Source organism: Streptomyces sp. TRM68416, from assembly GCF_014596915.1.
Lineage (GTDB): Bacteria > Actinomycetota > Actinomycetes > Streptomycetales > Streptomycetaceae > Streptomyces.
Genome location: NZ_JACVWU010000010.1, coordinates 114,137 through 138,265 on the forward strand (window position 1 = coordinate 114,137; position 24,129 = coordinate 138,265).

Consider the following 24,129-nt stretch of genomic DNA (forward strand, 5'->3'; position numbering starts at 1 on the left):
TCGCGTTTGCCCCTGACGGGGTTCTGTCCCCTCGTAGGATCCGACCATGACCGCAGTCCTGTTCGATTTCTCCGGGACCCTCTTCCGGATCGAGTCCACCGAGTCCTGGCTGCGCGGGGCGCTCGCCGAGCGGAAGGTCGAGCTGTCCGGAGCGGAGCTGGCCGAGGCCGTCCGGGGGCTGGAGGCCGCGGGGGCGCTGCCGGGCGGTGCCGCCCCCGCCTGGCTGCCCGAGGACGTCGCCAGCGTCTGGGGCGTCCGGGACAAGACCCCGGAACTGCACCGCGCCGCGTACACCGGCCTCTCCCGCCGCGTCCCGCTCCCGGACGAGCGGCTGCACGACGCCCTCTACGACCGCCATATGACGCCCGCCGCCTGGCGGCCGTACCCGGACGCGGCGGAGGTGCTGGGCGCGCTGCGGGAGCGCGGTATCCGGGTCGGCGTGGTCAGCAACATCGGCTGGGACCTGCGGCCGGTCTTCCGCGAGCACGGCCTCGACCGGTACGTGGACGTCTACGTCCTGTCCTACGAGCACGGTGTCCAGAAGCCGGACCCGCGGCTGTTCCGGGCCGCGTGCGCGGAGCTCGGCGCCGATCCGGGCGAGGTCCTGATGGTCGGCGACGACCGGCGGGCGGACGGCGGGGCCGCGGCGCTGGGATGCGGGGTGCACTTCGTGGACCATCTGCCGGTGGCCGAGCGGCCGGACGGGCTGCGGCCGGTGCTGGGCCTCGTCCCGCCCGCCCCGGAGAAGTAGCCCAGGGCCACTTTCCGAGCGGGGAATGCGCGCCCGCCTCGGGCGATCCCCCGCGTCGCCCGAGGCAGACGGCAGCCCTGACCGGCCGACCGCAGGGGTCGGACCGGACGCGCTGAGTATAGTTGGCTGGCAGCCAGTCAACGCAGGAGTTACAGGATGTCCCCGCGCAGCGCCTCGGTCAACGAAGAACTGCGCCGGCGTTCCCGGGAACGGCTGCTGCAGGCGGCGGTAGAGCTGGTGAGCGAGCACGGCTACGAGGCGACGACGCTCGGCGACATCGCGGACCGCGCCGGTTCGGCGCGCGGGCTGGTCTCGTACTACTTCCCCGGCAAGCGCCAGCTCGTCCAGTCGGCCGTGCACCGGCTGATGCACCGCACGCTGGAGGAGGCACTGGAGCGCGAGCCGCGCGCGGAGGACGGTCCGGAGCGGATGGCGCGGGCCATCGACGCCATCCTGGGGCTCGCCCAGGACCGGCCGGTCCTGATGCGCCAGCACATGGCGGGGCTGCTCCAGGCCGAGGGGTTCGTCCCCTGTCCCGAGCAGCGGCGGCTGGCCGAGCTGCTGCGCGACACGATGGCCCGCAACGGCTCCTGTGACGTCGACGCCGACTATCCGATGCTGCGCGCCCTGCTGATGGGCGCGGTCTACGCGGCGCTGGTCCCGGGGGCGCCGATGCCGGTGCCGGTGCTCCGGGCCGAGCTGTTCAAGCGTTACCGGCTCGCCTGGGAGCTGGGCGTCCCGCCGGACGCGCGGACGGCGGCGCCCGGCGGGAGCTGCGACACGGACCTGTCCCGGTTCTTCGCGACGGGGGCCGCACCGGAGTGCGACTCCTAGCTGCAGGAGGGCTGGACATGGGTGACACCGCCCTGGACTCCGGTGTGGCGTCGAGGGACTGTCCCGCAGTCCGGTATCGCCATGGCGTCGCCGGCGGTTGCCCCATGTCGACGCGCGGGCACGCGAGATGGCCATCTCGGCGGCGACGTAGGCGATCGGGCGGGTGCGGCAGCGTCCGATCAGGCGTCGACGGCCTTCGATGCTGAGGGGTGAATCGGCATGTGTCATCTCTTCTTCCTCCTTGGCGGCTGCCGGACGGACAAGCGCAGCAGGCGCGAGGCCTCGGGGCGGAGGCTCTGCCCGAGCCAAGGCACCCAGGGGCCGTGGTGTCCTCGGCCCGAGTCGTTCGAGGCCCGGGACGCCCGGGGGTCAATCTGCGGTGACCACGGCGTCTTCGTGGTTGGTCTCGCGCGCGGTGCGGGTAGCCACGACCGTCATGAGCAGGCCGCACACGGTCAGGCCCGCTGCTGCGAGGTAGATGGGCCTGGGGCCGGCAGCGGAGTCGGTGATCAGTCCGCCGACCAGGCCGGCGCAGGCGGCTGCGACCTGGTATCCGGAGGCGTTGACGGCCATCGCCAATGTCGGGGCGTCGCCCGCGGTCGTCATCACGCGAGCTTGCATTCCGGGGATGATGGCGAAGCCGAACAGACCGATCACGACAACTGCCACCCCGGTAAGGGCTGTCGAGGCCGCAACGAACCAGGTGCCGGCAAGTGTTGCCGCCAACAGGCCGAGCAGGGCGGGTTGGAACAGCCGCGGGTTGCGATCGTAGAGCGTGCCGCCGACGAGGTTGCCGATCGTCGCGCCGACGCCATAGGCAAGCAGCAGAAGCGGCAGTCGGGCCGTCGAGTGGCCACCCAGATCCGTGAGCAGGGGCGCGAGGTAGCTGAACACCATGAGCACACCGACGTTGCCGACCGCGGTGATGGCCAGTGCCAGCAGTACCGGCGCTTGTCGCAGCACTCGCAACTCCGAGACCGCGGAGGTCCGAACCTCCTCGCGAGGCGGCGTGAGTTGCCAGAACACCAGACCCAGCCCGATCAGGCACGCAACGGCAACCGCGACGAATGTCGAACGCCAACCCCACTGACCGCCGATCCGGGTGCCGATGGGCGCGCCAAGGATCATGGCCAGGTTCATCCCGAACGCCAGCCGGGCAACCATGGTCCCGGCTCGCTCAGGCGGCGCGGACTGGACCGCGACCACCATGGCTTGGGCGAAGAAGGTCGAGGTCACCAGCGCGGTGATCACCCGGGCCACCAACAACAAGGAGAACTCGGGAGCGAGGGCGGAGACCGCATTCCCGACGACCGCGACAGCCAGCAACGACAACATCAACGGTTTCCGGTCGACACCGGTGGTCACCGCAGTAAGCACCGGACCGCCGATGATCATGCCGACGGCGTACGCCGTGACCAGCAACCCCGCGGTGCCGACGGTGACTCCGAGGTCGGTGGCGACCTCGGGCAAGATCCCGGCGACCACGAACTCGCCGGTGGTGATGCTGAAGACGCAGAACATGAGGACGGCAAGTCGAAGCATGACCGGCACGCTAAACTCTCACGTCAACGTGAGGGTCAAGCCCGAGTTGTGAACGGGGTAGCCAGGTGAAGATCGGCGAACTGGCAGATCGGACCGGAGCGAGCGTGCGAGCGTTGCGCTATTACGAGGAGAAGGGCGCCCTCACCCCGGACCGGACCCCCAGCGGATACCGAATCTTCGCCGACTCCGACATCCACAAGGTCGCGCACATCCAGACCCTGCTCGCCGCAGGTGTCGGCATGGACCTCATCGGCGAAATCCTGGCGTGCCTGTCCGGCGAGTCGCTGCTGCTGGACGGCTGCCGGGAACGTCTCGAAGCAGAGCATCGCCGGATCACCGGCGACATCGACCGACTCGTCCACACCCGATCGCTGCTGGACGAGTTGCTCGCCACCACTCGCGGCCCCGCTCGACGAGACACTGCTGAGCCATCCGTCGCGTCACCGACCTCTCAACAGCTAGACGAGTAGTTCCGATGTGGCTCAGTGGTCGTATGCGATCAACCTGAGCTCGGACACGCCCGACCGCACCCGCGAGGCGGCGGGCCACGGCGCCGCGTTCCTCACCGGAGGTGTCATGGCCCCGGCGCCGACGGTCGGCACCGAGGCGTCCTACGTCTACTACAGCGGCCCCGAGCAGGTGATGGAGCGGCACCGGCCGGCGCCGACACCGATCGGCACACCGAAGTACCTCGGCACCGACCCGGGCCTCGCCCAGATGATGTACCAGGCCCGACTCGCGGTGTTCCTCACCACCTTGTCGTCGCTGATGCACGCCACGGCCACGCTGGGCAGCGCAGGGCTGAAGGCCGCGGATGTGCTGCCGGAACTGATCGCCACCGCCGACTCGATCGGCGAGATACTGAGGGCCGGCGAAGAGAGTCCCGGAACCGCGCTGGACGCCGGAGAACATCCCGGTGACCTCAGCACGGTCACCATGATGGGTGCGACGTCCGACCACATCGTCGCGTCCAGCGCGGCGATCGGCCTCGCATCCCAGAACCGCGCTGAATCCCGACTCCGGCCGCGTGGTCTCACAGTCGCCCGCCGGGCCCCGGCTCCCTCCTCGCGCCCGTTCCCGACTCCGTCCGCCAGGCGTTCCGGCAGTTCCTCGGGCCCCACTCCCTCCACCAGGACGAACCCGCAGGACGTGCGGCTGTTGCCCGGGTCCGGCCAATCCTGGGTCCGTTGCGAAAGTCCCGTCGTCCGCCCGAAGGGCAGGCGGGGCTTTCGCAACAGGCCCTCCAGCCGCACGTTCAGCGGCGGGCGTGGCGGGGTGTCAGGAAGCCCGCGTCGCGTGCCTGGGCGATCAGCCTGAGTGACTTGCGGCGGCTGTGTCCCGTCGCGCACATCACCGCGAGGACCGGGTCGAAGCCGTCCTCCTGGGCGGCGCGGTACTCCTGGGCGACCAGCCAGCGCCCCTCGACGCCCCGCGGCCAGGCGGGCCGGGCACGCCGCGCCCCGCCGTACGCCTCGACGGCCTCCCCCGCCTCGTCCGCCTCCTCCATGGGCTCGGCCGGGAGTCCGCACGCCTCGAACAGCGGTTCCTCGATCCAGTCGGCGAGCTCCGTCAGATCGTGGAGGGAGAGCGCCGGCTGGGCCCGTACGTCCTCGATGGAGAGGCGTCCCTCGGAGACCACCGCGACGGCCTCGACTCGGGCTCCATCGGTGAACGCCAGTCTGACCTGGAACCACGACGTTGCGCCGTCGCCCTCCTGCACTTCCCACGCGGGCCAGACGGACACCGTGCCGTCCGACGGACAGCGATCAGAAAGATTAAGAAACGATGCTTCTAGCACACACGCAACGTAACCGCATGATCACTTTCCATACGAACGGACACGCACGGCCGTGCCGCGCCTGCACCCTGTCAGCGCAGCACCGGCGGTGCCATGCTGGATAACACCAGCGATCTCCTGTAGGTCCCCCTCGGGTGAGGAGTTCCGCGTGCTGCATGTCGCCGTCATCGGCTCAGGGCCGAGCGGGTGCTACACCGCCCAGAGCCTCGTACAGCAGGACCCGCACGTAGTCGTCGACGTCCTGGACCGTCTGCCCTGCCCGTACGGTCTGGTGCGCTACGGCGTCGCGCCGGACCACGAGAAGATCAAGTCCCTCCAGAACAACCTGCGCACCGTGCTGGAGCACGAGCGCGTGCGGTTCCTGGGAGGTGTGCAGGTGGGCGGGGCCGGACTGCCGGCCGCCCGGCTGCGGGAGCTGTACCACGCCGTCGTGTACTGCGTGGGCGCCGCCACCGACCGGCATCTGCAGATTCCCGGTGAGGATCTGCCGGGCAGTTGGTCGGCGACCCAGTTCGTGTCCTGGTACAGCGCCCATCCGGACGCCGTGGACGACGGTTTCCTGCGCGGCGCCCGGTCGGCGGTGGTGATCGGCATCGGCAACGTCGCGGTGGACGTCGCGCGCATGCTGGCCCGGGGCCCGGCGGAGCTGAGCCCGACGGACGTGCCGCAGGCGGCGCTGGAGGCGCTGGCCGCGAGCCGGGTGTCCGACATCAGCATGGTGGGGCGGCGCGGCCCCTCGCAGGCACGGTTCACCACCAAGGAACTGCGGGAACTGGGTTCCCTGCCGGACACCGCGGTCAGTGTCGACCCGGCGGAGGCGGCGCTGGACCCGGCCTGGTCCGACCCCTCGGGACTGCCCTCGGCACAGCGCAGGAACGTCGAGGTGCTGCGCGGCTGGACCGAGGCACCGGCGGCGGACGCGCCGCACCGGATGCGGCTGCGCTTCTTCCTGCGGCCGGTGGAACTGCTGGCCGACGGGGGGCGCGTGGGCGCGGTGCGCTTCGAGCGGACGGTGCCGGACGGGCAGGGCGGGGTCACCGGCACCGGCCAGTACGAGGAGATCGAGGCGCAGTTGGTGCTGCGTTCGGTGGGCTACCGCGGCGTGCCGCTGGAAGGGCTGCCCTTCGACCCGGCGAGCGGGACGGTGCCGAACCTGGCCGGACGTGTGCTGCGCGACGGTGTGGTCATGCCGGGCGAGTACGTCGCCGGCTGGATCAAGCGCGGCCCCACCGGTGTCATCGGCACCAACCGGCCGTGCGCCAGGGAGACGGTGACCTCGCTGATCGAGGACGCCGCCGAACTCGTACGCAGGGACGTGCCGGAGGATCCGCTGGCGGCGCTGCGGGACGCGGGGATCGAACCGGTGCAGTGGGCGGGCTGGCAGTCCATCGAGCGGGCGGAGGCGGCACTGGGGGCGTCGCTGGGCAGGCGTGTGGTGAAGATCCCCGACTGGCCGTCACTGCTGGAGGCGGCGGGCGGGACGTCCGTGTAGGGCCCCGAAGGGCTGGGTCACCGAGCGGAAACAACGGTGAAATCAACAAACTGTTCAAGCCGCTTACGGTCTCGCCCATGACGCAAACGCACCCCGTCGACGAAGTCCCGCCCGTCCGCCAACTCGCCGCCTTCGGCCTCCAGCACGTCCTCGCGATGTACGCGGGCGCCGTCGCCGTTCCTCTGATCGTCGGCGGCGCCATGGGGCTGTCCCCGGCCGACCTGGCCTACCTGATCACCGCCGACCTCTTGGTGTGCGGTGTCGCCACGCTCATCCAGTGCATCGGCTTCTGGCGGTTCGGCGTCCGGCTGCCGATCATGCAGGGCTGCACCTTCGCGGCCGTGTCGCCGATGGTGATCATCGGTACGACGGGCGGCGGACTGCCCGCGATCTACGGCTCGGTGATCGTCGCCGGCCTGGCGATCGTGCTGCTCGCGCCGGTGTTCGGCAGGCTGCTGCGGTTCTTCCCACCGCTCGTCACCGGCACCGTGATCCTGATCATCGGCATATCGCTGCTGCCCGTCGCGGGCAACTGGGCGGCCGGCGGGGTGGGCGCGGAGGACTTCGGGGAGCCGAAGAACCTGGCGCTGGCCGCGTTCGTGCTGGCGGTCGTGGTCGGCGTGCAGCGGTTCGCGCCGGTGTTCCTGAGCCGGATCGCGGTGCTGGTCGGCATCGTGGTGGGGCTCGCGGTCGCGGTGCCGTTCGGGTTCACGGACTTCGGCGGGGTGTCGGACGCAGACTGGGTCGGCATCAGCACGCCCTTCCACTTCGGCGCGCCGACCTTCGAGGTATCGGCGATCGTCTCGATGCTGGTGGTCGCGCTGGTCTGCATGACCGAGACGACCGGTGACTTCATCGCGGTCGGCGAGATGACGGACCGCAAGGTCGACGCGCGTTCGCTCTCCGACGGCCTGCGCGCCGACGGTCTGTCGACCGTCCTCGGCGGTGTCTTCAACACCTTCCCGTACACGGCGTACGCGCAGAACGTGGGCCTGGTCGGCATGACCCGCGTGCGCAGCCGCTGGGTGGTCGCCGCCGCGGGCGGCATCCTCGTCCTGCTCGGTCTGCTGCCCAAGCTGGGCGCGGTGGTCGCGGCGATCCCGGCGCCGGTGCTGGGCGGCGCGGGCCTGGTGATGTTCGGGACGGTGGCCGCGAGCGGTCTGCGGACGCTGGCGGAGGTCGACTTCCGGGGCAACAACAACCTGACGGTGGTGGCCGTTTCGGTCGCGATGGGTGTGCTGCCCGTGGGCGTACCGACGATGTACGACCGGTTCCCGGACTGGTTCCAGACGGTGATGCACAGCGGGATCAGCGCCGGGTGCCTGACGGCGATCGTGCTGAACCTGCTGTTCAACCACCTTCCCTCGAAGGCGGGTTCACCGGCGGCCGTGGCGGCCGAGCCGCAACGGGAGTCCCTCTGAGCGTCCCTGGCGGATTCGGCTGCGGTGCGGCAGCGCCCCGAAGGGGCGCGGGGCTCCATCTGTCAGCGGCTCCGCCGCAGGGCACGACCGGCCACGACGAGTCCGCGGGCGAACGACGACACCTCACGACATCTCCGGCGGAGCGCTCACCGGACCAGCCTGCGCACCGTCTCCTCCAGCCGCGGCAGCGCCCGCTGTCCCGTCACCGCGAGGGCGATCGCCGCGGCCACGCCGGACCAGGCGACCGGGCCGAGCGGGGTGCAGCCGAAGAGGCGGCTGACGCCCGGGGTCTGGACCAGGGCGACCAGGGCCGCTGCCGAGCCCAGGCAGGTGGCGCGCACCAGGGGGCTGTCGCGGCGGTCGGCCAGGGTCTGGGCGAGCTGGGTACCGACCACCGCGCACAGGGCCATCGTCGTGGAGCGGCGGGCGGTGCCCGGGGTGAACCGGCCGATCAGCCAGGCCGCGACGGCGCCCAGGGTGGTGGTCAGGGCACGGTGGCGGATCTGTTCCATCAGCGGGGCGCCCAGCAGTGAGGTGCCGAGCGGCCGATCGTCGTGGCCCTCCTCGCCGTTGGGCTCCTTCTGCGGGGTGACGGCCACCGCCATCGCCGGGAAGAGGTCGGTGAACAGGTTCACCAGGAGCATCTGGCGGGTGGACAGCGGTGCGGCTCCGGCGAGGAGCGTGCCGATGATGCCGAAGCCGACCTCGCCCGCGTTGCCGCCGATGAGGATGGCGATGGCGTCGGCGACGCTGTGCCACAGGGCGCGGCCCTCGGCGATGGCCTCGATGAGGACGGTGAGGTCGTCGTCGGTGAGCACCAGGTCCGCCGCGTTGCGGGCGGCCGCCGAGCCGCGGGCGTTGATGCCCACGCCGATGTCGGCGGCGCGGATGGCCGCCGCGTCGTTGGCGCCGTCGCCGACCATGCCGACCACCCGGCCCGCGTCCCTGAGCGCCTCGACGACCTGGAGCTTCTGCTCGGGCGCGACCCGGGCCACCACGCCCACGTCGTGCAGCATGCGGGCGCGTTCGGAGCGGTCGACGGCGGCCAGTTCGTCGCCGGTGACCACGGTCGTGTCCTCGGGCCAGCCGAGGTCCACGGCGATCGCCCGCGCGGTCTGCGGGTGGTCGCCGGTCAGCATCACCGGGCGTACGCCCTCCTCGCGCAGCCCGTGGACCAGCTCCGTGGACGTCTCGCGCGGCACGTCGGCCAGGGCGAGCAGGCCGGTGAACTCCAGGTCGTGCAGGGGTTCTTCGAGGACGTCCGGGTCCTTCTCGGTGTCGGCCGGGCGGCGTTGGGCCACGGCCAGCACGCGCAGGCCGTCGCGGGCCAGGGACTGCGCGGTCGCGGAGGCGTGTTCGGGCAGGCCGGAGCAGGCGGGCAGGATGGTCTCCGGCGCGCCCTTGACGACCAGGACGCGGACGTCGTCACCGGCGTGGCCCACGGCGGCGGCGTAGCCGCGGGCGGCCTCGAAGGGCCGGCCCTCGGTCTGCACCCACTCCGGGTCGTCGTCGACAGCGGCCAGGACCGCCTCGTCGGTGGCGTGCACCGGCCGTTCGGAGCCGCCGTTGACCACGGGGCAGGCCCGCGCCGCGGCCCGCAGCACGGACTCGACGTCCTGGTCGCCGGGCCGCCCGGCGTTCCCCTCGGCGTCGGTGACCCGGACCAGGCGCAGCCGGTTCTCGGTGAGAGTGCCCGTCTTGTCGAAGCAGAGCGTGTCCATCCGGCCGAGCGCCTCCAGCGTGCGCGGCGCCCGCACCAGGACGCCCCGGTGGCTCAGCCGGCGTGCCGCCGCCAGTTGTGCGGCCGTGGCGACCAGCGGCAGGCCTTCCGGTACGGCGGCCACCGCCACCGCCACACCGCCGCTGACCGCCTGGCGGATCGGGGTGCCGCGCAGCAGCGCCAGGCCGGTCACCGCCGCACCGCCCGCGAAGGTCAACGGCATGGCCTTGCCGGTGAGTTCCTGGAGGCGGGCCTGGACTCCGGCGGAGGGCGGCTTGCGGGCGGCGAGGGAGACGGCCCGGGACGCCTCGGTGCGGTCGCCGGTCTCCACCACGACCGCCCGGGCCTCCCCGGCGACGACGGTCGTGCCCTCGAAGACCATGCACCGGCGGTCGGCCACGGGGGCGTGCGGGGTGGGGTCCGTCTGCTTGTCCGCGGGCAGGGATTCGCCGGTCAGCGCCGACTCGTCGACCTCCAGTCCCTCTTCCCACAGCAGGCGGGCGTCGGCGGGGACGACGTCGTCCGCCTTGAGTTCGATCACCTCGCCGGGTTTCAGCTTCGCCGCGTCCACGGTGCGCGGGTTCTCGGCGGAGTCCTCGGGCGCGACCCGGGCCTTGCGTTTCTGCTCCGCGAGCAGCCCGGACAGCGCCCGCTCGGCGCGCAGCCGCTGCACGCCGCCCACCAGTGCGTTCAGATCGAGTGCGCCGACGACGAGCAGGGCGTCCACGGCGGACCCGAGGATCGCCGACGCGGCCGAACCGACGGCCAGCACCGGGGTGAGCGGATCGTCCAGCTCACCGCGGACCGCCCGGGCCAGCCGCCACGACCAGCGCGCCGGCGCCAGTACCGGGACGCGGCCCGCGGCCCGGGCGGCCCGCCGCAGGCCTGTCGACGCCTGCTCGGCGACCGTGGGCCCCTCCTCGGGCGCGTCTTGCAGCCGGGACCGTACGTCCCCCGGCCGCAGGGCGTGCCAGGCCACACGCGCGCGTGGATGCGGCGCCGGGGCGGCGGCCACGCCGAGGGCGGCGCGCGCGCCGGACAACAGCGCCACCGCGGCGCTCAGGTCGACGGGGACGTGCCGCGCCCCCGGCAGGAGCCGCCGGCGGCCCCGCCGGGACTCGCCGACGGCCACGAGGAGCCCGGACAGCGCGGCACCGGACCGGGCGAGCGTCTGCGACCTGCGGCCGACCTTGCGCGCCGCGGAGACGGAGGACAGCAGCCGCCACACATCCGCCAGGCCGCCGGGCGCCACGACGTCCGCGCCCCACACCACGGCCGCGTCGCCGTCCGCGAGCGCGACGGCCACGTCGGAGCCCAGCAGCCCGTTCAGTACATCGTCGTCGGCCTCCGGGCCGGGCCGGGCGACGGTAACCACGCCGCCGTGCTCGCGCAGCCCCTCCACCACATCGGCGAGCGGCCGCCCGTCGCGTACGACGGTGTCGGCGAGGGCGGTGAAGTCCTCCAGCGCGGGATGGTCCACGACCACGACCCGGAGGCCGGCGTGGCGGGCGGCGTCCAGGACGGCCTCGGTCCACGCGTCCGCGCAGGTGTCGGTGTCCCCGGTGCACAGGGCGCTGGGGTGCAGCACGAGGGTGCGGGCCGTCTCCAGGCGGCGCACCCGCTCCGGGTCGCGCACCAGCACTCCGGTGCGGGCCAGCGCGCAGCCCAGGACGGCGCCGAACGCGGCCGGACCGTAGCGGGCGGCCTTCGGCGACCCGGCGAGCACGGCCTCGGCCGCCTCCGCCGCGTCATGCTTGACCAGCAGAGTCGCCGCGGCCCCCAGCACGCTGCCGGACTCGGCGTGGACGGCGTACTCGTGGGCCGGGGTGGCGCGCAGGGGCGGGCGCGGGACGGCGTCCGGCGCGACGTCGATCCGGTCCGGCGCGCAGAGCCGGTCGTGCCCGGCGTCGAAGGCGGCCGCCCGCGCCACGGCCTCCGCCAGCTGGAGCGAGCGCAGCGCCGCGTCCAGCAGCAGGGAGGTCGGGGTCTGTCCGGCGCCGTGGACGGCGGCGTTGGTTACGGCCAGCAGCAGGTCGGTGCGGGAACGTCCGTAGCGCTCGCGCAGCAGGCGGCGGAAGCGCGGGTTCTCGCGCAGCAGCGTCATGGCGGCGGTGACGAAGCGGGGTGAGGGGGGCAGGCGCAGGGCGTACGCGGTGATCGCGGCCCCGGTGCCGACGGCGTCGGCCAGGAGCGCCGCCGCGACGGTCCGTACGGCCCGGGGGTCGCCCGGGTGCGCGAACTCCTCCACCGTGTCGTCGCTCGGTCCGAGGCCGTAGCGTTCGGCGAGGGCGGTCGCCCTGTTCATGACCCGGTCGGTGACCGCGTCCTCGGCCGCGGCCACCACCAGCCGGGCCAGTCCGCCGTCCCAGTAGGCGTAGGCGACCTCGGGGTGCTCGGCCAGTTTCGCGGCCAGTCGTCGTGCCGCGTGTTCCTTCCCGCCCTCCCGCCGGACCCGGTCCGGTGCGGCCGGCCGCAGCGCGAGATGCAACCGCCGGCCGGACCTCCAGTGCTGCGCGCCGCCCGGTACGGCGTTGCGGGCGACGCGGACGACTCTGACGGCGGCGTCGGCGCCGCGCACTCCGGCCCGTGCCGTTCCGGCGGCCGCGCCGGCGGCGACGCCGACCGCGGGCGCGGCCGTGCGCGCCACCAGCCGGGGTCCGGCCAGCGCGAGTCCGGCGGCGGCCGCTGCGGTTGCGGTGATCAGTCCCCGTGCCATGGCGGCCTCAGCTCGCTGCGCGGCCGGGCTGCCGCGCGGTCGTACGTGTCGGGGAGGCGGTGGACTTCTCGGCCGTGGGTGCGTGGCCGGTCGAGGCCGTGCCCGTGGGCTTCCTGCCCTGCTGCGTCCCTTCGGGGTTCCCGGGCGGGGAGGCGGTGGCCTTCCGGGCCGTGGCCGCCTTGCCCGTGGGTTTCCTGCCCTGCGGGGCGGTCCCGCGGTGCCGGGTCCGCTCGGAGGTCTTCGGCGAGGACGCAAGGGTCTTCGAGGCCGTGGACGCCTTGCCGGGCGACGTCCCGCCCGCGGACTTCCCGCCCTGCTGCGTTCCCTCGGGGTCCTTGGGCGTCGGCTGGGTCAGCCAGGCCACGGCGGCGCCCGCGGCGGCGACGGGCCACTCGACGATCCCTGCGACGCCGAGCAGTCCGGCCCCGGTGTACACCGCGATCCGGCGGCCGCGCGGCGACACAGTGCCGATCACGTCCAGTGTTCCGCCCGCCGCCCGGCTCACCGTCCCGGCACCGGGAACCTTCCGCAGTGCCGAGACGGTGGTGCGCAGCGGCTCCGGCAGGGTGGACGCCGATGTCTGCCGTGCCATGACTCTCTCGCCTCCCGAGCGGATCCGTGCAGATCTCTTCCCGGTCGGGCGGGTTCCCGGATTACGCGTTCCGAAAAGGGTGGATCAGCCCGCGGTGCAGGCGGTTCCGTTGAGCGTGAAGGCGCCGGGCGCCGCGCTGTTCCCGCCGTGGCTCGCCTGGTAGCCGATGCTGACGCTCGCGTTCGGCGCGAGGGTGCCGTTGTACGCGACGTTGGTGGCGGTGACGGCTCCGGAGGACGGGGTGTACGTGGCGTTCCAGCCGTTGGTGATCGTCTGGCCGGTGGGCAGGGTGAAGCCGAGCCGCCAGCCGTTGACCGTCGCGGTGGAGGTGTTGGTGATCGTCACGGAGGCGGTCAGGCCGGTGTTCCAGGTGTTGGTGGTGACACTGACCTTGCAGGGGCCGGCCGGGGGCTGGGGTGCGGGTCCGTCATCGTCCAGGCCGAAGAAGGCGATGGCGAGGGGGCCCATGACGCCGTAGCGGTACAGGTTGTGGTCGACGCCCCGGAGGCTGATCGCCTCCACGGGTGCCTGGTCACCGGTTCCTCCGTAGCGGGTGCGGGTCCAGCCGTCGCGGGGCGAGTCGGTGGCGGCGGGGGTCTGGCCCAGGCCGTGCAGGTTCGTCCACTGCTTGATCTCCTCCCCGAAGTTGGGGTAGCGCAGGACGTCGTCCTGGGTGCCGTGCCAGAGCTGCATGCGCGGGCGGGGGCCGGTGTAGCCGGGGTGGGCGGTGCGGACGAGGTCGCCCCACTGCTGCGGGGTGCGGGTGATCGTGCCGTTCGCACAGGCGCTGTTCCACTCGGAGCCGTCGGTGGTGGCGAAGCAGCCGAACGGGACGCCCGCGAAGGCCGCCCCGGCCCGGAACACGTCGGGGTACACGCCGAGCAGGACGTTGGCCATCATGGCGCCGGAGGAGATGCCGGTGGCGAAGATGCGGTCGGTATCGGCGTCGTAGGTGCGGGTGACCCAGTCGACCATGGACCTGATGCCGACCGGATCGCTGCCGCCGCCGCGGCGCAGGGCCTGCGGCGAGGACACGTCGAAGCACTTGCTGGCGCGGGTGACCGAGGGGTAGATCACGACGAAGCCGTACCGGTCGGCGAGCGAGGCGTACTCGGTGCCGGAGTGCATCGCCGGGCCGGACCCGGTGCAGTAGTGCACGGCCACCAGGACGGCGGGGTTGGCGGTGACGCTGTCCGGCACGTACAGGTACATCCGCAGGTTGCTGGGGTTGGTGCCGAAGTCGGTGACCTCGGTGAGGGCGGCGGCGGGCACGACGTCGTCGGTGTCGGCGGACGCCGTGGGGGCGGTGACGAGCAGGGCCGCCAGGAGCGCGGCGACGGCGCAGGCGAGCGTGGCGTGGAGCGGCCTTCTCGCGGGGGTGGGGGTGGGCACGTCCTTGTCCCTTTCCGGTCGTGGCTCGTGGACGTGGTGCGAGGGGCTCGGCAGAGGACCGGTGAGCATCGTGGCATGCACATGTTCGCCATGGAAGCGCTCCCACGCTCCGAAAGAATTCGCCCGGGACACCCGGCGGGTGCAGTCGGACGCGTCCTGCGCAAAGCGTTGACTAGAAAGCGCTTGCCCTCTACGTTCCGTTCAGCAGTGTGACCGTCCAGCCTTCAGGAAGGCTTGATCGGCCGCACAGCTCGCGAAAGTCGTTCAACATGGCGGACGGCATACACGTAGAGGATTTCTCTGACCCCCACTGTCAGCAGAAGGACAACGGCACATGACTCCACGGACCAACAGGCGACGCACCCTGGTCGGCGGGCTCGCCTCACTCGGTGTCACGATTGGCATGATCACGACAGGTACGGCTCCGGCGGCGCACGCCGCCACCTGGCCGACCCCCACGAGCAGCCAGCCGGTCAGCGCCACCATCCCCGTCTCCGGCGTCGTGGACGGCGGGATGAAGCGGTACTACGGCGCGGGCAACCTGGCCGGTGGCGGCCAGCAGGAGGGCCAGGACCCGATCTTCCGGCTCGCGGCCGGTGCCACCCTCAAGAACGTCGTCATCGGCGCGCCCGGCGCCGACGGCATCCACTGCCAGGGCGACTGCACTCTGCAGAACGTGTGGTGGGAGGACGTCGGCGAGGACGCGGCCACCTTCCGCGGCGGCTCCACCTACACGGTGACCGGCGGCGGCGCCAGGAAGGCGGCCGACAAGGTCTTCCAGCACAACGGGCCCGGCACGGTGAACATCTCCAACTTCGCCGTCAGCGAGTTCAAGACGCTGTACCGCTCGTGCGGCGACTGCTCCACGCAGTACACGCGCAGGGTCAACCTCAGCAACATCGAGGTGACCGGCACCGGGTCCACGGCACGACTGGTGGGCATCAACGTCAACCGCAACGACGTGGCGACACTGAGGGGCATCACGATCCTCAACGACGCGAGCCGCAAGGTCGTGCCCTGCCAGAAGTACAGCAACAACACCGCGGTCGGCACCGGCCCCGACGGCACCAACTGCCTCTACTCCGGCTCGGACATCACCTACCGCTGATCCCCCCACGGTGACAGGGGCGGCCGTACGGAGCGTCCCCGCACAGCGCTCCGCACGGCCGCCGTGTCATGTCGCGGCGCCGCCCCCACGCGCGCGTGCCCCCCGGATACCGCATGCCGGACGAGCTACTGGAGACGGCTGCCCCCACGCGCGCGTACCTCCTCCGCCAGCGCCCGCCGGTAGTCGGCGTAGGCGGCCCGCAGCCGCGTCCCCGGCCAGTCGGCGGGGAGGAGTCCGGGCGGCAGCACGGGGTCGGCGAGCAGATGGCGTACGACGGCCGCGTAGGCGGCGAACCGGTCGGCGGGCCGGTCCGCGGCCTCCGCGTGGGCGAGCAGCGCCCGGCCCGTGTCCGACCAGGCCGCCAACGGCCACAGGGCGTGCGCCAGTTCGGCTGCGGGACGGTCGGGGCGGGCCGTGTAGTGCTGGGTCACCGCGTCGAGGTCCGGCGGCAGCGCGCGGCGCAGGTTGGCGGGGCGGAGCCAGACGCCCTCGCGGAGTTCGGCGAGGCGCAGCGCGGTCAGCCGGGCGCGCAGGTCGGCGCGTTCGGCGGGGCCGCGGCCCGACGCGGTGATGACGACCATCTCCCAGTCGCCGCCCCACGCGCGCGTGCGGGGCTCCACGGCCTCGTCCTGGCGTCGCTGGCGCTCCAGCAGCCGGTCGCTGAGGCGGTACACGGTGTCCGTGCGGTGCAGGTCCCCGGCGGCCACCATGCGGCTGAGCGCGGCCCGCACCGTGGAGCCGCCGACACCGAAGGGCTCCACCTGGCGCACCAGCTCCCTGACCGGCAGCTCGGGCGGGTGCGTGCCCAGCAGCAGGCTCAGGACCACCGAGCGCGCGGACAGCGGACGCAGCCCCGCCTCCGCGGCCCGCGCCGCCTCGTTCATGCGCATGACCACGTACTGTACGGCGCGGAATCTCATGTTGCAGGATTGCTGCGGCCGCAGCGCGAGTGCAACACTCGCCGTATGGTCGCGACACACGAGCACGAGCCGTACGCCACCCACGACGTCACCAACCAGCCCCCTCCCCTGGCGCCGTACGACGCCGCCGAGGACGCGGCCCTGATCGAAGGGCTGCGACGCGAGGGCGCCGGCTGGGCCGAACAGGACGTCCGCCGCCTGGGCCTGCGCGCCGGCGGCAGGGAGGCCCAGGAGTGGGGCGAGCTGGCCAACCGCCACGAGCCCGAACTGCGCCCGTACGACCGCTACGGCCACCGCGTCGACGAGGTCGACTTCCACCCGAGCTGGCACCACCTGATGCGGGTCGCCGTCACCGAGGGGCTGGCCGGGGCCCCCTGGGCGGAGGACCGGCCCGGCGCCCACGTGGCGCGTACCGCCGGCGGGCTGGTGTGGGGGCACGCCGAGGCCGGGCACGGCTGCCCGACCTCGATGACGTACGCGGCCGTTCCGGCCCTGCGCGCGCAGCCCGAGCTCGCCAAGGTCTACGAGCCCCTGCTGACCAGCCGGGAGTACGACCCGGGGCTGCGTGTGCCGACCGAGAAGCGGGGCCTGCTGGCGGGCATGGGGATGACCGAGAAGCAGGGCGGCTCGGACGTCCGGACCAACACCACCGCGGCCACGCCGACCGCCGAGCCGGGCGTGTACACGCTGCGCGGCCACAAGTGGTTCACGTCGGCGCCCATGTGCGACGTCTTCCTGGTCCTCGCGCAGGCGCCGGGCGGCCTGTCGTGCTTCCTGGTGCCGCGGATCCTGCCCGACGGCAGCCGCAACACCTTCCGTATCCAGCGGCTCAAGGACAAGCTGGGCAACCGTTCCAACGCCTCCTCCGAGCCGGAGTTCGACGGGACCGTCGCCTGGCTGGTCGGCCCCGAGGGGCGGGGCGTGAAGACCATCATCGAGATGGTCAACTGCACCCGCCTGGACTGTGTGATGGCGTCCGCGACGCTGATGCGCAGGACGCTGGTGGAGGCCGGGCACCATGTGCGCCACCGCAGCGCGTTCGGCGCGCGGTTGCTCGACCAGCCGCTGATGCGCAATGTTCTGGCCGACCTCGCCCTGGAGTCCGAGGCCGCCACGACGCTCACGCTGCGGCTGGCCGGGGCGGCCGACCGCGCGGTGCGCGGCGACGCCGGGGAGGCGGCGTTCCGCCGGATCGCCACCGCCGTCGGCAAGTACTGGGTCACCAAGCGGGGTCCGGCCTTCACCGCGGAGGCCCTGGAGTGCCTGGGCGGCAACGGCTACGTGGAGGAGTCCGGCATGCCCCGCCACTACCGTGAGGCCCCCCTGCTGTCGATCTGGGAGGGCTCGGGCAACGTCAACGCCCTCGACGTGCTGCGGGCCCTCGGCCGCGACTCCGCCACCGCCGAGGCGATGTTCGCCGAAATCGACCTGGCCCGGGGCGCCGACGCCCGGCTGGACGCGGCCGTGACACGGCTCAGGACGCAGGTGTCCGGGGCCTCCCAGTCGGGTGCCAGGCGGCTGGTGGAGCTGATGGCGCTGACGCTTCAGGCCTCCTTGCTGGTCCGACACGCCCCGGCCGCGGTCGCCGACGCGTTCTGCGCCACCCGCCTGGGCGGCGACTGGGGCCACGCCTTCGGCACGCTGCCCGACAGCGCGGATCCGGGCGCGATCCTGGACCGGGCGCTGCCCGCGGCCCCCTGACCGGATCGCACACAGTCACGCGCCGATTCCTCTTCGTTGTCAGTCCCGTGGTGCAGACTCCGAGCAGTGGGACTTCGCCTGGGGAGGACAACGTGTTCACGGGGATCGACGAGGTCGACTGGGCCTCGATGCACCACGCGTACGGCAGTGCGGAGAACGTGCCCGGGCTCCTGAGAGGGCTGGCCTCCGCGGACCCCGCCGAGCGTGAGTGCGCGCTCGACGGCATGTACGGCGCCGTGCACCACCAGGGAGACGTGTACGACTCGACGCTGGCCTGCGTTCCGTTCCTGTTCGCACTCGCGGCGCGCCCGGACGTCCAGGACCGGGGCGGCATCGTCGAACTCCTCGTCAGCATCGGCGGCGAGGAGGACGGCGACGGGGCGTACGCGCAGGCCCGCGCGGCGGTCCGGGCCCGCGCCGACGTCTTCGCCGAGCTGGCCGGGGACGCCGACCTCGGGGTGCGCCGGGCGGCGCCGAAGGCACTGGTGCGCTTCTTGCCCGAACCGGCGCGGGTGCTCGGTCTGTTGCAGGAGCGCATCAGGGTGGAGCGGGACGACCGGGTCCTGATCACTCTGACCGAGAGTCTCGGCCTCTTCGCCCGGCGGTACCCCGCGCACGCCGACGCCGCGGTGGATCTGCTGGCGGCGCAGAGCGCGCCGCCGTACGGCCCCGGGCTGCGCCTCGCCGCGCTGGGCCGGCTCGCCGACTGCGCCCCGGACCGTCTTCCGGCCGATCTGGTGCCCACCGCCGTCCGGCTGCTGCGGGAGCGGTCCGCGCGACGCTCGCCCGAGGTCTGCGAGCCCGTCGGCGCGGGCACGGACACGCTCGTCGGACGGCTGCGCAGGCTGCGGCCCTCCGACGAGGAGGGCTCCCACCTGCTGCGCACCCTGCACACGGCGCTCGACGACCGGGTGGACGACCGGATCGCCCTGCTGGTCGGGCAGTTGAGCAGCCCGGACTCCACCGACCGGTGCAACGCGGTGTGGATGTCCGGGGCGCTGTTCCGCGAGTGGCGTGCCGACTACGGCGAGCCCGTCGGGCTGATCGGGGCGCAACTGGCCGCGGAGGAGGACCGGTTGCGCGAGGCGGCGGTGTCCGTGCTGCAGGACCTCTTCGGCCTGGCCGCGCCCGCCGCCGACCATCTGCATGCGCTGGTCGGCTCCCGCCCCGATCTGTGGGTACGGCGGTGGGAGGGCGGGCCGCCGACCCTGGGCGCCCCGGTCAGGGCCCTGGCCCGCAGCGGGGACCCGCGGGCGGTGCCGGTGCTGGCCCGGCTGCTGGAGGGGCCGGACGCGCCGGACGACCTCGGTCGGGAGGTCGTCCATCTGGGCCCGGCCGCGGCCCCGCTGGCACCCGCGCTGCGGCGCCGGCTCGGCGCCGTCGCCCTCGACTCCCCCGACGTGTCCCGCCTCGCGCCCCCGCTGTTGCTGGCGCTGCGGGCCCTGGGGGACGCGCAGGCCGTGCCGGAGGTGCTGCGGCTGCTGACACACCCGCGCCCGCACGACGCGCCGACGGGGTACGCGGTCCGGGCCCTGGGCGCGTTCGGACCGGCCGCGCGCGAGGCGGCACCGGCGCTGCGCGCCCTGCTGGACAGCGAGTACGCCGCCGCGGCCGCGGGCGCCCTGTGGGCCGTGGAGGGCGACGCGTCCGTCGTCCTGCCCGTCCTGCTGCGCGAGGCTTCGAGCACGGACGCCGGCCGGCGCCGGCGGGCGGCGGAGGAACTGGGACGCCTGGGACCGCCCGCCCGTGCCGCGCTGCCGGCGCTCCGGCGCATGACGGGGGCGGAGTGGCTCTGGGAGCGGACGGCGGCGGCCTGCGCCCTGTGGCGCGTGAGCGGGGATGCAGAACCGGTCATTCCGGTCCTGCGCTCCGCCTGGGCGGAAAACCCCCACACCCGCCCCACCATCGCCGCCTGCCTCGCCTCCCTGGGCCCCGCCTCCCACCCCCTGCACGACCTCGCCCAGGCGGAACTCACGACACCGAGGAGGCATACCGCACAGCCGGGAGCGCACGGCGGCCACGAGTCACCGAAGAGGGACGAGGAGCTGTTGGAGAGGTGCCGGGCGGCGCTGGCGGCCTCGTAGCGGCACGCGTGCGGGACGCCGCGACGGACGGCGGGACTCGGACTCCCCGCCCTCGGCCGCCACGCACACCACCCACCGCGCGGCCGCCGCGCGACCTCACGCAAGGGGAGGCCGCGACACCACAACGGCACAGGCGCAGCGAGCCACCGAACGGCGACGAGGAACCGTGGGAGACGTGACGGGCGGCGCTGGCGGCCTCGTAGCCGGAGGGATGGGCTGCTGTGGTGGGAACCGGCGCACGGCCCGCCGCCCGTCCGCACCGCCGCGAGCGGGCTGCTGCGGCCGAGTGGCGGGGCGTTCAGCCCGCTGTCCGCCCCCAGGACGGTCCGAACCGCGCCCACTCCGCTTCCCACTGGTCGACCCGCCGACGTTCCAGGCGGCAGCACAGCATCCGGGCGCCCGCCACCGGCAAGGTCGCCGCGCTCACTCCCACCAGGGCACCGGCCAGCGCGGCTCGGTCGCGGGCCTGGGAAGCGGTGGCGGGCTTGCTGACCAGGCGTCCCTCGCGGTCCGTCCAGACGGTGACGGGCGTCCCGGCGCCGCTGCCCTGGCGGACCCGTGCCTGGCCGGTGCGCGAGGAGCCGTCGGGCGCGGCCCAGCGCACCTTCGCCCACACGTACGCGCCGCTCGACCCCAGGGCCTGCGGGTCGGCGGAGTCGGTCGCCCGGTCCGTGAGCCGGGCCTCCACCGGGCGCCATTCGGCGCGCTCACGGGCCAGGCCGCGCTCCACGGATGCGGCGGTGCACAGACCCACGACCACGCCGACGAGGACGGTGAGCACGCAGGCCGCCAGCAGCACCCAGGACTCCACCACATCGGCGCGACGCTTGAGCGGATTGCGCCGCAGGCGCCAGAGCCACACCCTCGGACCACGGAACGCCATCGACGGCTTCCTCCTCATGAACACACGGAATGAACACACGGACGTGCCGGACCGCCGTCCCATACGAGGGGCAGCCTCCGAATGCTCACGGCAGGTACCCGGCCCCGACCGACGCACGGCTGTGATCCCCGTCCTGACCTGCGACGGATCCGCTTCCAGAGGTGACTGTCAGTGCCGGGGTGCAGACTGGCCCGTGGCTGAGACAAAGCCGCAAAAACGCAGCGGAGGTGATCGGCATGACCGAGGTACTGCTCGCCGTGGGCACGCGCAAAGGCCTGTTCATCGGGCGCAGGCGGGGTGGCGCCTGGGAGTTCGACGAGAGTCCCTACTTCAACGCACAGGCCGTGTACTCGGTCGCGATCGACACCCGCGGCGAGCGCCCGCGGCTGCTGGCCGGGGGCGACAGCGCGCACTGGGGGCCGTCCGTGTTCCACTCCGACGACCTGGGGCGCAGTTGGACCGAACCGGCGCGGCCGGCGGTCAAGTTCCCCAAGGACACGGGTGCTTCGCTGGAGCGGGTGTGGCAGTTGCACCCGGCGGCCGCGGAACCGGACGTGGTGTACGCGGGCACGGAACCGGCCGCGCTGTACCGCTCCGAGGACCGGGGCGAGACGTTCGAGCTGGTCCGCCCGCTGTGGGAGCACCCCACTCGTTCCAAGTGGGTGCCGGGCGGCGGCGGAGAGGGCCTGCACACCGTGCTCACCGACAAACGGGACGCCCGCGCGGTGACCGTGGCCGTCTCGACCGCGGGCGTGTTCCGCACCACGGACGGCGGGGCGAGCTGGGCACCGTCGAACTCCGGCGTCTCCGCGGTGTTCCTGCCGGATCCCCACCCGGAGTTCGGCCAGTGCGTGCACAAGGTCACCCGGGACGCGGCGAACCCGGACCGGCTGTACCTGCAGAACCACTGGGGGGTGTACCGCAGCGACGACGCGGGCGCGCACTGGACGGACATCGGCGAGGGCCTGCCGTCCACGTTCGGCTTCGCGGCGGCCGCCCATCCGCACCGCGGCAACACGGCGTACGTCTTCCCGATCACCGCCGACTCCGACCGGGTCCCCGCCGACCGGCGCTGCCGGGTCTTCCGTACGGCGGACGCGGGCAAGACGTGGGAGCCGCTGACGGCGGGCCTGCCGGAGGGCGATCACTACGGCACGGTGCTGCGCGACGCCCTGTGCACGGACGACGCCGACCCGGCCGGCGTGTACTTCGGCAACCGCAACGGCGAGGTGTACGCCTCCGCCGACGACGGCGACAGTTGGCGGCAACTGGCCTCCCACCTGCCGGACGTGCTGTGCGTGCGGGCCGCGGTGGTCGGATGAGCCGTCGGGGTGCGGGGGCGGGTCTTGGCCACCGGTTGATCGGCGCCGTGTGTACGGCAGTAGGGTGACAGCCGTGGCACCACGACCCTTGCATGAAATCGTCGAACCGGGCTGGGCGAAGGCCCTCGAACCCGTCGCCGGACGGATCGCCGAGATGGGCGACTTCCTGCGCGCGGAGATCGCCGCGGGACGCACGTACCTGCCGGCCGGACCGAACGTCCTGCGGGCCTTCCAGCAGCCGTTCGACGACGTACGGGTTCTGATCGTCGGTCAGGACCCGTATCCCACGCCGGGGCACGCGGTGGGGCTGTCGTTCTCGGTCGCCCCCGAGGTACGGCCGCTGCCCGGCAGTCTCCTCAACATCTTCCGCGAGCTGAGCACCGATCTCGGACTGCCGCAGCCGTCCAGCGGCGATCTGACGCCGTGGACGCAGCAGGGCGTGCTGCTGCTCAACAGGGCGCTCACCACGGCCCCGCGCAAGCCCGCCGCGCACCGCGGCAAGGGCTGGGAGGAGGTCACCGAGCAGGCGATACGTGCGCTGGCCGGCCGGGGCAAGCCGCTGGTCTCCATCCTGTGGGGCCGCGACGCCCGCAACTGCCGCCCGCTCCTCGGCCCGCTGCCGTCGGTGGAGTCCGCCCACCCGTCCCCGATGTCGGCCGACCGCGGGTTCTTCGGCTCGCGCCCGTTCAGCCGGGCCAACGACCTGCTGATCAAGCAGGGGGGACAGCCGGTGGACTGGCGCCTGCCGTGACCGCCGCACCGGGCATCCTGGCGGTCGACTCCGGAGGCTCCGGGCTGCGGGTCGTCGTCGGCACCGCGGACGGCGCCGAGGCCGGTCCACGGCAGTCGCGGGAGCCGGTGCGGACCGGCCCCCGGGGTATCGATCCGGGGCACCTCATGGCGCAACTGGTCCCCATGGTGCGCGCGTTGACCGCCGAGGCCGGGATCGCGGAGCTGGGCGCCGCTACCATCGGGGCCGCCGGGATGACCACCTTGGGCGATGCCCTGCGCGCGGAGCTGCCGGGCGCGCTGGGGCGGGAGTTCGGGGTGCGCAGGGTGGCTCTCGTCGCGGACGGCGTCACCGGCTATGCGGGCGCTCTCGGGCCGGTGCCGGGCGCCGTGGTCGCCGGCGGCACCGGGCTGATCGCGATCGGCACCGATCTGACCCGTTGGCACCGCGCGGACGGCTGGGGCCATCTGCTCGGCGACTGCGGCAGCGGCGCCTGGATCGGTCGGGCCGGCCTGGAGGCGGCGATGCGCGCGTACGACGGGCGGCCGGGCGGTTCCACCGGGCTGCGGGCCCGGGCCGAGGACTTGTTCGGCCCGCTGACCGGCCTGCCCGGCAAGCTCTACCCGCGCACGGACCGTCCCGCCGTGCTCGCCTCCTTCGCCCCGCAGGTGGCCGCCTGCGCGGACGGCGATCCGGTCGCCGCGGGCATCCTGCGCACGGCGGCCGGGCACATTGGGGACGCCGCCGCGGCCGTATGCCCGGACACGGCGGACGCGCAAGTGGCGTTCACGGGTGGTCTTTTCCGGATCGGCGAGCCGCTCCTGGCGCCGCTGGAGGAGGAGTTGGCCCGGCGGTTGCCGCACGCGCGCCGGGTGCCACCCGCCGGGGATCCGCTGCGGGGCGCGGTGCGCATCGCGAGGGACCTCGCCGGCGACACGCTCACTCTGCCGAGTGACGAGACGATGCTGTACGTGGTGGCCGAAAAGAACGGTTGACACTCATGCGTGCATTGACCATCGACAAACGGGACTACACGCGCCGATCACTTCTGATGGGCACGTAACTCATCAGACAAAACCGGACGGATACCGCTCACCTGCACCCTCCCCGAACAGGGGAACCC

General features: G+C 73.3%; 18 protein-coding genes and 2 pseudogenes. 12 read left to right on the forward strand and 8 right to left on the reverse strand.

Going from position 1 to position 24,129, the window contains the following annotated elements; genetic code table 11:
- Positions 1 to 46: 46 nt before the first annotated feature.
- Together ICC28_RS18000 and ICC28_RS18005 are read left to right on the forward strand one after the other, a co-directional pair.
- Complete coding sequence (locus ICC28_RS18000; protein ID WP_188289609.1) at positions 47 to 751, forward strand: HAD family hydrolase; 705 nt, start codon at positions 47 to 49, stop codon at positions 749 to 751.
- A gap of 156 nt (positions 752 to 907) precedes the next feature.
- Positions 908 to 1,585 carry a TetR/AcrR family transcriptional regulator gene (locus ICC28_RS18005; RefSeq protein WP_188289610.1) on the forward strand — a complete coding sequence of 226 codons (678 nt, stop codon included), beginning with the start codon at positions 908 to 910 and terminating at the stop codon, positions 1,583 to 1,585.
- Positions 1,586 to 1,618: 33 nt separating this feature from the next.
- Here ICC28_RS18005 and ICC28_RS18010 read toward each other — a convergent pair.
- Together ICC28_RS18010 and ICC28_RS18015 are read right to left on the reverse strand one after the other, a co-directional pair.
- Positions 1,619 to 1,813: pseudogene (locus tag ICC28_RS18010) on the reverse strand (IS481 family transposase); the annotation flags it as partial.
- Positions 1,814 to 1,954: 141 nt separating this feature from the next.
- Complete coding sequence (locus ICC28_RS18015; protein ID WP_188289611.1) at positions 1,955 to 3,127, reverse strand: MFS transporter; 1,173 nt, start codon at positions 3,125 to 3,127, stop codon at positions 1,955 to 1,957.
- Between the two features lie 65 nt (positions 3,128 to 3,192).
- On the opposite strand from ICC28_RS18015, the gene ICC28_RS41535 reads away from it, so the two are divergent.
- Both ICC28_RS41535 and ICC28_RS18025 read left to right on the forward strand, forming a co-directional pair.
- On the forward strand, positions 3,193 to 3,597 hold the full coding sequence (locus ICC28_RS41535; RefSeq protein ID WP_188289612.1) for a MerR family transcriptional regulator: 405 nt from the start codon (positions 3,193 to 3,195) through the stop codon (positions 3,595 to 3,597).
- Positions 3,598 to 3,625: 28 nt separating this feature from the next.
- Positions 3,626 to 4,117: pseudogene (locus tag ICC28_RS18025) on the forward strand (NAD(P)-dependent oxidoreductase); the annotation flags it as partial.
- A 265-nt stretch (positions 4,118 to 4,382) separates the two neighbouring features.
- Here the strand turns inward: ICC28_RS18025 and ICC28_RS18030 are convergent.
- Positions 4,383 to 4,871 (reverse strand): DUF6214 family protein, encoded by a 489-nt coding sequence (locus ICC28_RS18030; protein WP_188289613.1) that lies wholly within the window; start codon positions 4,869 to 4,871, stop codon positions 4,383 to 4,385.
- 202 nt (positions 4,872 to 5,073) lie between these two features.
- Here ICC28_RS18030 and ICC28_RS18035 point away from each other — a divergent pair, with 202 nt between their 5' ends.
- Both ICC28_RS18035 and ICC28_RS18040 read left to right on the forward strand, forming a co-directional pair.
- A complete protein-coding gene (locus ICC28_RS18035) occupies positions 5,074 to 6,417 on the forward strand; it encodes an FAD-dependent oxidoreductase (protein WP_188289614.1) in 1,344 nt (447 codons plus the stop codon).
- Positions 6,418 to 6,494: 77 nt separating this feature from the next.
- A complete protein-coding gene (locus ICC28_RS18040) occupies positions 6,495 to 7,838 on the forward strand; it encodes a nucleobase:cation symporter-2 family protein (protein WP_188289615.1) in 1,344 nt (447 codons plus the stop codon).
- A 146-nt stretch (positions 7,839 to 7,984) separates the two neighbouring features.
- On the opposite strand, the gene ICC28_RS18045 is transcribed toward ICC28_RS18040, so the two are convergent.
- The 3 genes from ICC28_RS18045 to ICC28_RS18055 form a co-directional block, all read right to left on the reverse strand.
- Positions 7,985 to 12,274: a cation-translocating P-type ATPase gene (locus ICC28_RS18045; RefSeq protein ID WP_188289616.1), complete on the reverse strand. Its 4,290-nt coding sequence runs from the start codon at positions 12,272 to 12,274 to the stop codon at positions 7,985 to 7,987.
- Positions 12,275 to 12,281: 7 nt separating this feature from the next.
- Positions 12,282 to 12,866, reverse strand: a complete 585-nt coding sequence (locus ICC28_RS40610) for a hypothetical protein (RefSeq protein WP_223189029.1) — start codon at positions 12,864 to 12,866, stop codon at positions 12,282 to 12,284.
- A gap of 84 nt (positions 12,867 to 12,950) precedes the next feature.
- Positions 12,951 to 14,258: a PHB depolymerase family esterase gene (locus ICC28_RS18055; protein WP_317454041.1), complete on the reverse strand. Its 1,308-nt coding sequence runs from the start codon at positions 14,256 to 14,258 to the stop codon at positions 12,951 to 12,953.
- Between the two features lie 334 nt (positions 14,259 to 14,592).
- Here ICC28_RS18055 and ICC28_RS18060 point away from each other — a divergent pair, with 334 nt between their 5' ends.
- The gene (locus tag ICC28_RS18060; RefSeq protein WP_188289618.1) at positions 14,593 to 15,366 is read left to right on the forward strand and encodes a pectate lyase; all 774 of its coding nucleotides are present in this window, start codon (positions 14,593 to 14,595) and stop codon (positions 15,364 to 15,366) included.
- Between the two features lie 125 nt (positions 15,367 to 15,491).
- Here the strand turns inward: ICC28_RS18060 and ICC28_RS18065 are convergent, their stop codons facing one another.
- Positions 15,492 to 16,256 carry a PaaX family transcriptional regulator C-terminal domain-containing protein gene (locus ICC28_RS18065; RefSeq protein ID WP_188289619.1) on the reverse strand — a complete coding sequence of 255 codons (765 nt, stop codon included), beginning with the start codon at positions 16,254 to 16,256 and terminating at the stop codon, positions 15,492 to 15,494.
- A 75-nt stretch (positions 16,257 to 16,331) separates the two neighbouring features.
- Between ICC28_RS18065 and ICC28_RS18070 the strand changes: the two genes are divergently transcribed.
- The gene (locus ICC28_RS18070) at positions 16,332 to 17,987 is read left to right on the forward strand and encodes an acyl-CoA dehydrogenase family protein (protein ID WP_188289620.1); all 1,656 of its coding nucleotides are present in this window, start codon (positions 16,332 to 16,334) and stop codon (positions 17,985 to 17,987) included.
- Positions 17,988 to 18,079: 92 nt separating this feature from the next.
- On the forward strand, positions 18,080 to 20,071 hold the full coding sequence (locus ICC28_RS18075) for a HEAT repeat domain-containing protein (RefSeq protein ID WP_188289621.1): 1,992 nt from the start codon (positions 18,080 to 18,082) through the stop codon (positions 20,069 to 20,071).
- A gap of 298 nt (positions 20,072 to 20,369) precedes the next feature.
- Here ICC28_RS18075 and ICC28_RS18080 read toward each other — a convergent pair whose 3' ends face one another.
- Positions 20,370 to 20,954: a hypothetical protein gene (locus ICC28_RS18080; RefSeq protein WP_188289622.1), complete on the reverse strand. Its 585-nt coding sequence runs from the start codon at positions 20,952 to 20,954 to the stop codon at positions 20,370 to 20,372.
- A 236-nt stretch (positions 20,955 to 21,190) separates the two neighbouring features.
- Between ICC28_RS18080 and ICC28_RS18085 the strand changes: the two genes are divergently transcribed.
- The 3 genes from ICC28_RS18085 (at position 21,191) to ICC28_RS18095 (ending at position 24,001) form a co-directional block, all read left to right on the forward strand.
- Entirely contained in the window at positions 21,191 to 22,276 is a 1,086-nt protein-coding gene (locus ICC28_RS18085) for a WD40/YVTN/BNR-like repeat-containing protein (RefSeq protein WP_188289623.1), read from the forward strand.
- Between the two features lie 73 nt (positions 22,277 to 22,349).
- The gene (locus ICC28_RS18090; RefSeq protein ID WP_188289624.1) at positions 22,350 to 23,027 is read left to right on the forward strand and encodes a uracil-DNA glycosylase; all 678 of its coding nucleotides are present in this window, start codon (positions 22,350 to 22,352) and stop codon (positions 23,025 to 23,027) included.
- A complete protein-coding gene (locus ICC28_RS18095) occupies positions 23,024 to 24,001 on the forward strand; it encodes an N-acetylglucosamine kinase (protein WP_188289625.1) in 978 nt (325 codons plus the stop codon). Before ICC28_RS18090 ends, ICC28_RS18095 begins: the two co-directional genes overlap by 4 nt.
- The last annotated feature ends 128 nt before the right edge of the window (positions 24,002 to 24,129 follow it).